Here is a 12,536-nt window from a genome sequence, read left to right on the forward strand (position 1 = left end):
TGAAGGAGCGGGGCATGCGGCGTCTCATCGATGCGGACCGTCCCCAGAACCTAGGACGCGCGCGCCCCGACGCAATGCGGTCGCGCGCTCACGACGTCGCGATCAGCGGACGACCTCGCTGGCGCGAAGCCCGATGCCGAGGAAGGCGCCGAGCTCCTGCGCCGCGCCTCCCAGATGCGGGGCGCCCAGGACGGCGACGGTGGCGGCGATGATCAGCAAGGCCAGCAGAGCAGCGGCGCGGGCGTCGCCGCGCATCTTCATCAGCGTGATCAGCCGCGCGGCGCGAAAGCCGGGCCAGGCGGGCTCCGCACGCTCGAGGTCCGGCGCCTCGATCTCGGGCTCCCTCGGACTCGCCTCGCACGCGTACAGACGCGTGTCGCACTCGGCCAGCCCGGTCGAGGTCTGATCATCGCTGCGCCTGATCGTCGTCATGACGGTCTCCGCTCTCGAAGCTCTCCGGTCGCACGTTCTCCAGACCGCCACCGGGTCTTGCTGTCGACGGCAACGCCTGTTCACGATCCCTGTTCCGAGTTTTACGCCGTAGGGACCGCCTCGCAAGTCTTCGTGCCCGGGTCGTTTGAGGGCGCGTGTGTTGTAAGGAAAATTATCTCTGGTGAAATACGTATGCGTCTGCCTGTCATCGCCGACCGGCTATTTACCGTGCACCTGAGTATAATCGATTTAGATTCGGCGACTTCTCGTACGGTAAGAAGCCGAATGTTTCTCAGGATTGGTCAGGTTATCATAGATCAGCCTTGGTCGAACGCCGGATCGTTTGCGTGTTCGTTGCTTTCGGCGGCGGTCGAACGACCAAAGGTTCTCAATCGCGTGTTCGCCGCGTCGAGCAGCAGACGGCTACGTGGTACTACGGAGACATCTGCGGAGCATGCACAAATTGCGACCGATCGTCGCAGTAGCGTTTCAGCCTGTGGATGGTTCGTAGACGCCGCCTCGGAAACGGGGCAGCCGCCCGCGAATCACCTCGCGGGCGGCGCCGTCCTCATTGCGGCTCGACGCCGGCGGCGTCGATGATGGCCTTCCAGGTGGCCATCTCCTCCTCGTGATAGGGCCGGAATTCCTCCGGCGGGCGCACGTCGAGCGTGAAGCCGAGCGCGCCGATCTTCTCCGCCACCGCCGGCTCGGCCAGGGAGGCGAGCAGCGCCTCGGTCAGCGTCGTGCGCGCCTCGTCCGGGATCCCGGCCGGCGCGAAGAAGGCCGCCCAGGAGGACGCGTCCGCGCCCTCGACGCCCTGCTCGGAGAGGGTCGGCACGTCGGGAAGGTTCGGGTTGCGCTCCGTGCTCGCCACGGCGATGGCGCGGATGGCGCCGCCCTGGATCTGGCCCAGCACCGAGGGCAGCGTCGAGTTCGAGACGTCGATGCGGCCCGCGACGAGCTCCTGCACCAGCGGCGCCGCGCCGGCGAAGGGGATGTGCGTCATCTCCGTGCCGGTGCGCTCGAGGAAGAGCTCGAAGGACAGGTGCGAGCCCGAGCCGACGCCGGTCGAGCCGTAGTTCAAGGCGCCGGGATCCGCCTCCGCCATGGCGATGAGCTCCTCGACGCCCGCGGCCTCGAGGTCGTTGCGCACCACGTAGACATGCTCGAAGGCGCCGATGCCGGCGAGCGGCACGAAGTCCTCCAGCGCGTCGTAGCCCGGGTCGCGCAGGAGATACATGTTGTTGCCGTGCGTCTGGTTGTTGCCCAGCACGAAGGTGTAGCCGTCGGCCTCGCCCGTCGCGACGGCGCGGGTGCCGATCGAGCCGGAGGCGCCGGGCTCGTTACGCACCACGACGTTCTGGCCGAGCTTCGAGGACAGGTCCTCGGCGACGATGCGCCCGATCGCGTCGGTCGGCCCGCCGGGCGGGTAGGTGACGACGAGGGTCACCGGGCGATCGGGGTAGGACTGCGCCAAAGCAGGGGCGGTGAAGGCGGTCGCGGCGAGAAGGCCGAGAGCCAGGGCGGACGCCTGACGGCGTGTCATCATCGTGTGTTTCCTCCAGGTGGGGACGGGCGCGCGCAGGCGCGCTGTCCTCTTGCTTGCAGACAGGCGCGGCTCTACGGTCCGCGCCGCCGTCCGGCTCATTCTCTACAGTCCCCTGCAGGAGTTTCCCATGGGCTTTTTGTCCGACGCCCTCTCGCGCATCAAGCCGTCGGCGACGATCGTGATCACGCAGAAGGCGCGGGACCTGCGCGCCGCCGGGCGCGACGTCATCAGCCTCTCCGTGGGCGAGCCGGATTTCGACACGCCGGAGAACATCAAGGAGGCGGCCATCGCCGCCATCCGCCGCGGCGAGACGAAGTACCCGCCCGTCTCCGGCATCCCGCAGCTGCGCGAGGCGATCGCGAGGAAGTTCGCGCGCGAGAACGGGCTCTCCTACGAGCCGAAGCAGACCATCGTCGGCACCGGCGGCAAGCAGGTGATCTACAACGCTTTCCTCGCGACCCTGAACCCGGGCGACGAGGTGGTGATCCCGCGGCCCTACTGGGTGTCCTACCCGGAGATGGTGGCCCTGTGCGGCGGCACGCCGGTCTTCGTCGACACCACGCTTGAGCAGGCCTTCAAGCTCCAGCCCGCCGATCTCGAGGCGGCGATCACCAAGAACACCAAGTGGGTGCTGCTCAACTCGCCCTCGAACCCCTCCGGCGCCGCCTATTCCCGCGCCGAGATGAAGGCGCTCACCGACGTCCTGACGAAGCACCCGCACGTCTGGGTGCTCACCGACGACATGTACGAGCACCTGGTCTACGGCGACTTCGAGTTCGTCACCCCGGCCCAGGTCGAGCCCGGCCTGTATGAGCGCACGCTCACCATGAACGGCGTCTCGAAGTCCTACGCCATGACCGGCTGGCGCATCGGCTACGCCGCGGGCCCCGAGCAGCTGATCAAGGCCATGGACTTCGTCCAGGGCCAGCAGACCTCGGGCGCGGCGACGATCTCGCAATGGGCCGCGGTCGAGGCGCTGGATGGCCCCCAGGACCATCTGGCGCAGTTCCGGAAGGCCTTCGAGGCGCGCCGCGACCTGGTCGTCGGCATGCTCAACCAGACGAGCCTGCTCGAATGCCCCGTCCCGGAGGGCGCCTTCTACGTCTACCCGTCCTGCCGCAAGGCGATCGGGCTGAAGACGCCCGCCGGCAAGGTGATCGAGACCGACGAGGATTTCGTCACCGGGCTGCTCGAGGCGGAGGGCGTCGCGGCGGTGCACGGCTCGGCCTTCGGGCTCGGCCCGAACTTCCGCATCTCCTACGCGACCTCGAACGCCCTGCTCGAGGACGCTTGCAACCGCATCCAGCGGTTCTGCAATTCGCTGAGCTGAGGCCGGCGCCATGGCCGAGACCCGCGCGACGCTCGCCGGCCCGATCGGCGAAGCCGACGCCGCCGCGCGGGCGGCGCTGGCGTGGACGCCGCTCGTCCTGGCCGCCGGGGCGACGCTCGTCGCGGGGCTGGCGGGGCTGCACGCCCGCGGGCTGATCGGCACGCCGCTGGAGCCGTGGGCCTTCGGCTATTTCGTCGAGCGGTTCCCGCTCTTCGCCGGGCTCCTCGTCTACGCGGCGGCGCGGGTGGTGCTGCTGGCGCTGATCCCGCCCGGGCCGAGCCGCTTCCTGCGGCTCGCGCTCCTGTCGATCGCGCTCGCGATCCTCGTCCTCCCGGCGCTCTACCCGACCTTCGGGGGCGTCGTGATCCGCGCGGCCTATTTCACCGGCGGCATGGCCTGGCTGCAGAGCGCGCCGCTCGCCGCGGCCTACCCGATCGGCGCCTTCGTGTCCGCGAGCGTCTTCGCGGCCTCGCTCGGCCTCGCCGCCGCGCTCGCGCGGCTCGCCCCCGCCTTCGGCTGGCGGCGGCTCGCCGACGCCGCCCTGCGCCTCCTCGCGCTCTGGTTCGCCGCCCTCGTCGTCGCCGCCCAGGCGGCGCTCGGGCTTTCCCTCCTCGGCGAGTGGCCGATCTGGCCGTTGCGGCCGGGGGAAGCCGTCGCCGCGGCCCTCCTCGTCGCCCTCGCCGCCCTCCCGCACGCGATCCTCGTCGCGCGCACGGGCCGCTGACACCGCCGCGCGCGCGGTTTACGGCGCGGCGCGCACGCCCTAGATGGTGGGATGCCGAGGCGAACCATCGCCGCCCTTCGAGGAGACACGACCCCTTGCGCCGCGCCCCCCGCATCGCCCTCGCCGCCGTCGTCGTCGCGGGGGCCGGCTTCGCTTTCCTGCTCTGGCGCGCGGACCAGCCGGGCGGCATCGACGACGCGTATACGCTCGCCTTTGGCCCCGCCGATCTCGGCCCGGTCGATTTCGAGCGGATCGAGCGCAGCTCGGCGCCCCACGACGCGCTCGCCTGCCCGCCCGATTTCTGCGCGGCCGACCCCGACGTCGTCACGCCGACCTACGACGTCCCCGGCGCGCGGCTGCGCGAGATCGTCGCCGAGGTCGCGGCGCAGGACCCGCGCGCGGAGCTCGTCTATTCCGGCCGCTGGGAGGAGAGCGACCGCTACGTCGTGCGCTCGCGCCTGATGCGCTTCCCCGACACGCTGAACGTCCGCATCCTCGGCGCGGGGCCCGGCCGCTCGCAGGTCGCGCTCTATTCGCGCTCGCAGATCGGCTATTCGGACATGGGCGTGAACCGCGCCCGCATCGACCGCTGGCTCGACGAGATCGCGCGCCGCGTCGCCGCCGAGCGGTGAAACTGATCAACGTCCGGAAAGGACCACACGCGTTGTCTCGTCCCCAGTGACAGTCACCTCTTCATAGAAGCTTCCACCCTCGGGGAAGATGTTGTCTCCCACTGTCCAAAAGACCTGCGTCTGCAAGAAATACTCTCCGGGGGCCACATTTTCAAAGAGGAATCGCCCCTCCGCGTCCGCAATCTCTACGCGGGCCGTGTCGAGGTATTCTTGTGGGGTGTTCTCGATTTGCGGCGCGATGGCAGTGATCCGAGAGCCTCTATAGAGCACTTCGAAGCGCTCCTTCGCGTACGCTGTGGCTGGAATTAAGCGTACTTCCTCGCCAGCTGCTCGAACGACTCCACCTCCGCGCTGCCTGAGAAACGCTTGCCCTTCGATCGTCGCCGACCCGGGTGCGAACACGTATGCGGCCGCGCTCGGATCGAACGTTGTCGAAAGCGTCGCGGATCCCATTACGCAGCCCGCGAGCGCCAGGCACCAAAACAGCACTAGGACACGCATCATTACCCCCCAGAGCTACATGAGCGCCCTGAGTGTGCAACCGCTCACTCGATATGTAAAGATTGCGTTTATGCGGAACGCAGGAATTCACCCGTAGCGCAGCTTGAGCGCGAGGATCATCGCGACGAGCCCGAGCGTCAGCGCGTTGGCGACGATGATCGGCCAGGAGCCGAGCCCGATCCCGTAGACGAGCCACAGGGCGAGGCCCACGGCGAAGAGGCCTTGCGTGGCCGCCGAGATGGCGCGGGTCTCGCGGGTGCGGATGGTGCGGATCGCCTGGGGAAGCCAGCAGATCGTGGTCAGCGTCGCGGCGAGCGCGCCGACGGTCTCGACGAGGGAGGAAGCGAGCATCGGGATGGTGCCTCGAAGGGCGATGAGGCCTCCTCCATCGCGCCGAACCGCGCGGCGCGCAAGCGCTATTCGCGGCTCAGCCTCCGCTCTCGCCCAGCACCTCGTCGCGCAGGGCCCGGCGAAGCATCTTGCCGACGTTCGTCTTCGGCAGCGCGTCGCGGAAATGGATGTGGCGCGGCACCTTGTAGCCGGTGAGGTTCTGCTTGCACCAGGACCGGACCTCCTCCGCCGTGAGGCTCTCGTCGCGCTTGACGATGTAGGCCGCCGGCACCTCCCCGGAATGCGCGTCGGGCACGCCGATCACCGCCGCCTCGAGGATCTTCGGATGCGCGGCGAGCACGTCCTCCACCTCGTTCGGGTAGACGTTGAAGCCCGAGACCAGGATCATGTCCTTGATCCGGTCCACGATCTTCACCTGGCCGTCCGGCTGCAGCAGGGCGATGTCGCCGGTACGGAAGAAGCCCTCGGGCGTCATCACCTTGGCGGTCTCGTCCGGGCGGTTCCAGTAGCCGGCCATCACCTGCGGGCCGCGCACGGCGAGCTCGCCGGTCTGGCCGTAGGGCAGGACCTCGCCGTCGGGCGAGAGCACCTGGACGTCCGTCGAGGGGACCGGCAGGCCGATCGTGCCGGTGAATTCCTCGATGTCGAGCCGGTTGACGCACACGACGGGGGAGGTCTCGGACAGGCCGTAGCCCTCGACGATGGGCTTGCCGGTGAGCGTCTTCCACTTCTTCGCCACCGCCGCCTGCGTCGCCATGCCGCCGGAGACGCAGAAGGCCAGGTTCGAGAAATCCACCTCCTCGACGCCCTTGTGGTTGGCCAGCGCGTTGTAGAGCGTGTTCACCAGCACCGTCATGGTGAAGCGCTTGGATTTCAGCGTCTTGACGAAGCCCTCGATGTCGCGCGGGTTGGCGACGAGGATCTGCTTCGCCCCGAGCCGGATCATGAACAGGCCGCAGGCGGTGAGCGCCAGGATGTGGTAGAGCGGCAGCGCCGTGATCATCACGTGGTCGGTCCGCTCGCCCGCATAGGGCCGCAGCCAGGCCTCGCATTGCGCCACGTTCGCCGCGACGTTGCGATGGAGCAGCGTCGCGCCCTTGGCGACGCCCGTCGTGCCGCCGGTGTATTGCAGGAAGGCGACGTCGTCGAGACCGATGTCCACCGGCGCGCGAGAGCGGCCGGCGCCCTCCTTCATCACCCGCGAGAACGGGACGGCCTCGGGCAGCGAATAGGGCTTCACCGCCTTCTTCACCTTGCGCGAGACGAAGTTGACGAGGTGCCCCTTGAGCCCCAGCAGATCGCCCGGCGCGACCACGACGACGGTCTCGAGCGTCTTCAGCGAGGGCGCGGCCTCCTCGACCGTGTGCCCGAAATTCTCGAGCACGAACAGCGCCTTGGCGCCCGAATCGTTGAGCTGGTGGGCGAGCTCGCGGGCGGTGTAGAGCGGGTTCACGTTCACCACCGTGAAGCCGCCCGTCAGGATGCCGAAGAGGATCGGCGGGTAGGCCATGACGTTCGGCAGCATGATGGCGACCCGGTCGCCCTTCTTCAGGCCGAGCCCCTGCAGCCAGGCGGCGATCGCCTCCGCGGCGCGGCCGAGACCGGCATAGGTCATCTCCTTGCCGAAGCTCTCCAGCGCCGGACGGTCGGCGAAGCGCGCCACCCCGTCGCGGAAGATGTCCGCGAGCGTGCCCAGCGCGGCCGTATCGATGGACGGCGATACCGCCTCGGGGTAATGGGCGTGCCAGGGTCGGCCCTCGTCGAAATGCGGAAGCGGGGCGGTGCTCGAAGCCACGGGCGTCCTCCTCGTCTGCGCGATCCTTCGGATCGGGTCTTATTAGATATGCGCACTCTCTTTAGTGACACAACTTTCCGATTTGTCGAGCGGGCGCATCGAAAAACCGCTGGGCCACGCATATATACAGCCGGCCCGTGTTTTTAACTGCGGTGCTTGCTGCGATGCAGCGAGCGCGACCCACGAGAGATCGAGACGGAAGAAGCCCTTGTCGAGACGAAAAGACCCCATCGCCGAGACGCCGTCTCGAAACGCCGCCGGGACGCCGGGCGCCCTGCCGTCGCGCGAGGAGGTCGTCGCCTTCATCCGCTCCCAGCCCGGCAAGGTCGGCAAGCGCGAGATCGCGCGCGCCTTCGGCATCTCGGGAGGCGACAAGATCTGGCTCAAGCAGCTGATCCGGGACCTCGAGGAAGAGGGCCTCGTCGACCGGCGCCGCAAGAGCCTGTTCAAGGCCGGCGGCCTGCCGCCGATGACGCTCGCCGACATCGTCGCGCGCGACCTCGACGGGGAACTGATCGCGACGCCCGCCGAATGGGATGCCGAGACGCTGGGCAAGCCGCCGAAGATCCTGATCCAGGCCTCGCGCCGGCCGAAGCCCGGCCAGCCGGCCCCGGGGCTCAACGACCGCGTGCTCGTGCGCGTGCAGGAGACCGGCGACCCCGAGGGCCCGCCCTATGCGGGGCGCGTGGTCAAGGTGCTCGAGAAGAGCCGCGCCCAGGTGCTCGGCGTCTTCCGGCCGCTGCCGAGCGGCGGCGGGCGCCTCACGCCGGTCGACAAGAAGGGCTCGGGGACCGAGATCGCCATCCGCCCCGGCGACGAAGGCGACGCCCGCGAGGGCGACCTCGTCTCGGCGACCCTGACCTCGAGCCCCCGCGCCATCGTGCCCATGGCCAGGGTGCGCGAGCGGCTCGGCTCGGTGAAGTCGGAGAAGGCGGTGAGCCTGATCGCGCTCGTCGCCCACGGCATCCCGCACGTCTTCCCCAAGGCGGTCCTCGACGAGGCGGCGGACATGGACCCCGTGCGCCTCGACACGGAAGGCCGCGAGGACTGGCGCGACCTGCCGCTGATCACGATCGACCCCGCGGACGCCAAGGACCACGACGACGCCGTCCACGCCGCGCCCGATCCCGACCCGAACAACGTCGGCGGCCACGTGCTCACCATCGCCATCGCCGACGTCGCGGCCTACATCCGCCCGGGCTCGGCCATGGATCGCGAGGCGGTCGAGCGCGGCAACTCGGTCTACTTCCCCGACCGGGTCGTGCCGATGCTGCCCGAGCGCATCTCGAACGACCTGTGCTCCTTGCGCCCGCACGAGGACCGCCCGGCGCTGGCCGTGCGGATCACGGTCGGCAAGGACGGGCGCAAGATCCGCCATTCCTTCCACCGCATCGCCATGCGCTCGGCGGCGAAGCTCGCCTATGCGCAGGCGCAAGCCGCGATCGACGGCGCGCCGGACGAGGTCACCGGGCCGCTGCTCGAGCCGGTCCTGCGCCCGCTCTGGGAGGCCTATGCCTGCGTCCTGAAGGCGCGCGAGGCCCGCGACCCGCTGGCCCTCGACCTGCCGGAGCGCAAGATCCTGCTGAAGCCCGACGGCACGGTGGACCGGGTGCTCACCCCCGAGCGGCTCGATGCGCACAAGCTCATCGAGGAGTTCATGATCCTCGCCAACGTCGCCGCGGCGGAGGCGCTGGAGCGCGCGAAGATCCCCTTCGTCTACCGCGCGCACGACGAGCCCTCGCTCGAGAAGATGCACGCGCTCGGCGAGGTGCTGGCCTCGATCGCGATCAAGCTGCCGAAGTCGGGCCCGGTCCGCGCGACCCTGTTCAACCGCATCCTCAAGGCGGTGGACGGGATGGAGCACGAGACCTTCATCAACGAGGTGGTGCTGCGCACCCAGGCGCAGGCGGAATACACGGCGGAGAATTACGGCCATTTCGGCCTGAACCTGCGCCGCTACGCCCATTTCACCTCGCCGATCCGGCGCTATGCCGACCTCATCGTCCACCGCGCGCTGATCCGCGCCCACGGCCTCGGCTCGGGTGGGCTGCCGGCGGAGGTCTCGGCGGAGGACCTCGCCGAGATCGCGGCGAAGATCTCCACCGCCGAGCGCCGGGCCATGGTGGCCGAGCGCGAGACCATCGACCGCTTGATCGCCCACCATATGGCCGAGCATCTCGGCGAGACCTTCCGCGGCCGCATCTCGGGCGTCACCAAGGCGGGGCTGTTCGTGAAGCTCGCCCAGACCGGCGCGGACGGCTTCGTGCCGGCCGCGACCATCGGCGCGGATTTCTACCGCTACGACGAGGGCACGCACGCCCTCGTCGGCGACCGCACCGGCGAGACCTTCCGGCTCGGCGACGAGGTCGAGGTGAAGCTCGTCGAGGCCGCGCCCATCGCCGGCGCGCTGCGCTTCGAGCTGCTCTCCGAGGGCCGCGCCGGGCGCCGGGGCGGCGGCGGCTTCCGCGGCGGCCGCGCCGGCCTGCGCGACGGCGGCCCGCGCCGCTCGAAGGGCCCGAAGAATGCGGGCTTCCGCGATACGCCCAAGCGCGGCGGGACGAAGGTGAAGGTGAAGCGCAAGCGGTGAGGGCTCGCCCTCGCCGTCGCGTGGCCGAGCCGCCCCGCTTGCGCCGGCGGCCGATCTCGCCGAAACAGAGCCCGACACGAGGAGGAGCCATGCCCGCCGCCACGATCGACAGCCGAGACGCTCCCGCCCCCCGCATCTCCTGGGCGACGGGCGTGCGCCGCGGGCTCGCCTGCCGGTGTCCCGCCTGCGGGAAGGGCAGGGCGTTCCGCGGCTTCCTGAAGGTGGCGGAGGCCTGCGACGGCTGCGGCCAGGCGCTGCACCATCACCGCGCGGACGACCTGCCGCCCTACGTCACGATCTTCATCGTCGGGCACATCGTCGGCTACGGCATCCTGCTCACGGAGACCAATCTCGACCTGCCGATCTGGCTCACGCTCGGCTTCTGGACGGCCTTGACGCTGGCGATGACGCTCGCCTTGATGCAGCCGGTGAAGGGGGCCGTCGTCGGGCTGCAATACGCGCTTCGCATGCACGGCTTCGACGATGCTGGGCGAGATCCCGGGCAAGAGGACGACCACGCGTGAACGATACCGGCGCGGCGCTGACGGAGCGCCTGACCAAGGCCGAACGTGAGCAGAAATGGCCCAACCAGCGCCCGCGCGACGCCGCGACGCTGATCGTCATCGACCGCTCGGAGCCCGTGCCGCGGCTGCTGATGGGGCGGCGCCACGACGGCCACAAGTTCATGCCGGGCAAGTTCGTCTTCCCCGGCGGGCGGATCGACGCGACCGACCGGCGCATGGTCGCCGCCGGCATGCTCGACGACCGCACCGACGACGCGCTCTCGGCGCGCACGACGCGGCCCTCCTCGGCGCGGAACCGGGCGCTGGCTTTGGCCGCGATCCGCGAGACCTACGAGGAGACCGGGCTGATGCTCGGCTCCAAGGACTACGGCGCGCCGGAGCTCGAGATCGAGGGCCCCTGGGCCGATTTCGTGCGCGAGGGCGTCTATCCCGAGCTCGACGTGCTCCAGTTCATCGCCCGCGCGATCACCCCGCCGCGGCGGCCCAAGCGCTTCGACACGCGCTTCTTCGCCGTCGACCGCGAGGCCATCGCCCATGAGGTGGAGGGGGTCGTCGGGCCCGATTCCGAGCTCGTCGACCTGCAATGGGTGTCGATCGACGACGCCCGCGCCCTCGACCTGCCGACCATCACCACCGTCGTCCTCGACGAGCTCACCGCACGGATCGACAAGGGCTTCTCGCCCATGCTGCCGGTGCCCTACTACCACATGGTGCGCGGCGCCTTCGTGCGCGAGGAGGTATGAGACACCCCGTGTCCACCTCTGTTTTTCTACGCGGCGCATTTTTGCGCGGCGAGATGGCGTGCGGGTTCGTATTCGGCTCGATCTCGCCAGGCATGCCAGAGGATGCGGATCCAGGCGCGTGCCAGGATACGGACGGCGTGGGGGTGACTGCATCCGCGCTGCCTGGCCCGCATGTAGACGTCGGCGGCCCAGGGGGAGGCATGGCGGGAGTTGTCGGCGAAGCAGGTGAGGGCGGCGCGCAGACGGTGATTGCAGGCCCATCGGAAGACGACGCCCCTGCTTTTTCCGGAGGCGTGGGTGACGGGGCAGACGCCGGCCTCCGCGGCGAGCTGGTCTGCGGTCTGGAAGCGCGCGCGGTCGTCGCCGATCTCGGCGAGGATCTGGGCGGCGTTGATGCGGCCGGCGCGCGGGAAGGACATGACGATGCGGCCGTCGGGCAGCTCGGCGACGTCGTGCTCGATGCGGGCGGTGAGGTCGCGGATCGCGGCGACGATGCGCTCGAGGGCGACGACGAGGGCGCGCACGATCTCGCCCTTGGCCTCGCTCTCGTCCCGGCCGGCGAGGCCGATCGGCGCGGCGCGCAGGCGGGCGAGGAGCTCGGCGGCGCTGCGGCGGCCGCTGTAGCGGGCCTGGGCCATGAAGGCGGCCATGCGCTTCTCGCCGAGTCGTGCGGCGCTCTCGGGCGTGGGGTAGCGGGCGAGGAAGGCGAGGGCGACGGGGCTGTCGACGTCGGCGAAGATCGCGGCGGCGCCCGGCCAGAAGCTTTCGAGCAGGCTGCGCAGCTGGTTTGCGAGGCCGACGCGCGTGGCGACGAGGTCGTCGCGCCCGCGCACGAGGGCGCGCAGCGCCTTGACCGCGTCGGAGGCCTGGCGCAGCGGGGCGAAGCGATGCCCGTCGGTGCGCAGGATATCGGCGAGCATGTAGGCGTCACCCGTATCGGACTTGCCGCCGGCGGCGCGATAGCGCGGACGGCAGGCCTTCACGACGTTCGGGTGGATCGGCACGACCGGATGGCCGGCGGCGACGAGCGTGTCGACGACGAGGCCGGACGGGCGCTCGATCGCCACCGGCATCTCGCCGACGGGCGCGATGCGCGCGAGCGCGGCCACGAGCTTGGCGAGGCCGGCGGCGGTGTGCGGGACGTCGAGGCGTGCGCGGACCGCACCCGTCTCGTCGAGGACGCAGGCCGCATGGCCCGCGCCGCCCCAGTCGAAACCAACAGTGAAAGGCATAGGCGACGTCTCCCGGTTCGGTGTACCCTCACCCGAGCCGGGAGGTCGTGCGGATCGCTCATTGGAAGGCGCTCCGGCTGGCAGGCTCAGGCGCTACACCCCGTGGTCCGTCCGGTCCTCCCGGCACCTGCCGCGC

At 70.0% G+C, this 12,536-nt stretch carries 11 protein-coding genes; 6 read left to right on the forward strand and 5 right to left on the reverse strand.

Features of this window, described 5'->3' with window-relative positions; translation table 11 throughout:
* Window positions 1-102: 102 nt before the first annotated feature.
* Both ABL310_RS04180 and ABL310_RS04185 read right to left on the reverse strand, forming a co-directional pair.
* Entirely contained in the window at window positions 103-432 is a 330-nt protein-coding gene (locus tag ABL310_RS04180) for a hypothetical protein (protein WP_349370451.1), read from the reverse strand.
* Between the two features lie 568 nt (window positions 433-1,000).
* A complete protein-coding gene (locus tag ABL310_RS04185) occupies window positions 1,001-1,981 on the reverse strand; it encodes a tripartite tricarboxylate transporter substrate binding protein (RefSeq protein ID WP_349370452.1) in 981 nt (326 codons plus the stop codon).
* 127 nt (window positions 1,982-2,108) lie between these two features.
* Here ABL310_RS04185 and ABL310_RS04190 point away from each other — a divergent pair, with 127 nt between their 5' ends.
* The 3 genes from ABL310_RS04190 to ABL310_RS04200 all read left to right on the forward strand — a co-directional run bounded on the left by ABL310_RS04190 (window position 2,109) and on the right by ABL310_RS04200 (window position 4,667).
* The gene (locus ABL310_RS04190) at window positions 2,109-3,311 is read left to right on the forward strand and encodes a pyridoxal phosphate-dependent aminotransferase (protein ID WP_349370453.1); all 1,203 of its coding nucleotides are present in this window, start codon (window positions 2,109-2,111) and stop codon (window positions 3,309-3,311) included.
* A 10-nt stretch (window positions 3,312-3,321) separates the two neighbouring features.
* Window positions 3,322-4,035 carry a hypothetical protein gene (locus ABL310_RS04195; RefSeq protein WP_349370454.1) on the forward strand — a complete coding sequence of 238 codons (714 nt, stop codon included), beginning with the start codon at window positions 3,322-3,324 and terminating at the stop codon, window positions 4,033-4,035.
* 95 nt (window positions 4,036-4,130) lie between these two features.
* Window positions 4,131-4,667 carry a DUF1499 domain-containing protein gene (locus ABL310_RS04200; RefSeq protein ID WP_349370455.1) on the forward strand — a complete coding sequence of 179 codons (537 nt, stop codon included), beginning with the start codon at window positions 4,131-4,133 and terminating at the stop codon, window positions 4,665-4,667.
* Window positions 4,668-5,255: 588 nt separating this feature from the next.
* On the opposite strand, the gene ABL310_RS04205 is transcribed toward ABL310_RS04200, so the two are convergent.
* Window positions 5,256-5,519 (reverse strand): SemiSWEET transporter, encoded by a 264-nt coding sequence (locus ABL310_RS04205; protein ID WP_349370456.1) that lies wholly within the window; start codon window positions 5,517-5,519, stop codon window positions 5,256-5,258.
* Window positions 5,520-5,595: 76 nt separating this feature from the next.
* Window positions 5,596-7,314 (reverse strand): AMP-binding protein, encoded by a 1,719-nt coding sequence (locus ABL310_RS04210; RefSeq protein WP_349370457.1) that lies wholly within the window; start codon window positions 7,312-7,314, stop codon window positions 5,596-5,598.
* Between the two features lie 208 nt (window positions 7,315-7,522).
* On the opposite strand from ABL310_RS04210, the gene rnr reads away from it, so the two are divergent.
* From rnr to ABL310_RS04225, 3 genes are all read left to right on the forward strand, one after another.
* Entirely contained in the window at window positions 7,523-9,901 is a 2,379-nt protein-coding gene (gene rnr, locus ABL310_RS04215) for a ribonuclease R (protein ID WP_374730365.1), read from the forward strand.
* An 89-nt stretch (window positions 9,902-9,990) separates the two neighbouring features.
* A complete protein-coding gene (locus ABL310_RS04220) occupies window positions 9,991-10,425 on the forward strand; it encodes a DUF983 domain-containing protein (protein WP_349370458.1) in 435 nt (144 codons plus the stop codon).
* The gene (locus tag ABL310_RS04225) at window positions 10,422-11,168 is read left to right on the forward strand and encodes an NUDIX hydrolase (protein WP_374730366.1); all 747 of its coding nucleotides are present in this window, start codon (window positions 10,422-10,424) and stop codon (window positions 11,166-11,168) included. The genes ABL310_RS04220 and ABL310_RS04225 overlap by 4 nt, the downstream gene beginning before the upstream one ends.
* Before the next feature lie 26 nt (window positions 11,169-11,194).
* Here the strand turns inward: ABL310_RS04225 and ABL310_RS04230 are convergent, their stop codons facing one another.
* A complete protein-coding gene (locus tag ABL310_RS04230) occupies window positions 11,195-12,400 on the reverse strand; it encodes an IS110 family transposase (RefSeq protein ID WP_349367535.1) in 1,206 nt (401 codons plus the stop codon).
* Window positions 12,401-12,536 lie beyond the last annotated feature (136 nt).

Source organism: Salinarimonas sp. (assembly GCF_040111675.1).
Classification (GTDB): Bacteria; Pseudomonadota; Alphaproteobacteria; order Rhizobiales; family Beijerinckiaceae; genus Salinarimonas.

Coding starts and splice junctions, on each gene's coding strand:
- ABL310_RS04180 (WP_349370451.1), bottom strand. CDS start 432: ATGACGACGATCAGGCGCAGCGATGATCAGACCTCGACCGGGCTGGCC.
- ABL310_RS04190 (WP_349370453.1), top strand. CDS start 2,109: ATGGGCTTTTTGTCCGACGCCCTCTCGCGCATCAAGCCGTCGGCGACG.
- ABL310_RS04185 (WP_349370452.1), bottom strand. CDS start 1,981: ATGATGACACGCCGTCAGGCGTCCGCCCTGGCTCTCGGCCTTCTCGCC.
- ABL310_RS04220 (WP_349370458.1), top strand. CDS start 9,991: ATGCCCGCCGCCACGATCGACAGCCGAGACGCTCCCGCCCCCCGCATC.
- ABL310_RS04195 (WP_349370454.1), top strand. CDS start 3,322: ATGGCCGAGACCCGCGCGACGCTCGCCGGCCCGATCGGCGAAGCCGAC.
- ABL310_RS04230 (WP_349367535.1), bottom strand. CDS start 12,400: ATGCCTTTCACTGTTGGTTTCGACTGGGGCGGCGCGGGCCATGCGGCC.
- ABL310_RS04205 (WP_349370456.1), bottom strand. CDS start 5,519: ATGCTCGCTTCCTCCCTCGTCGAGACCGTCGGCGCGCTCGCCGCGACG.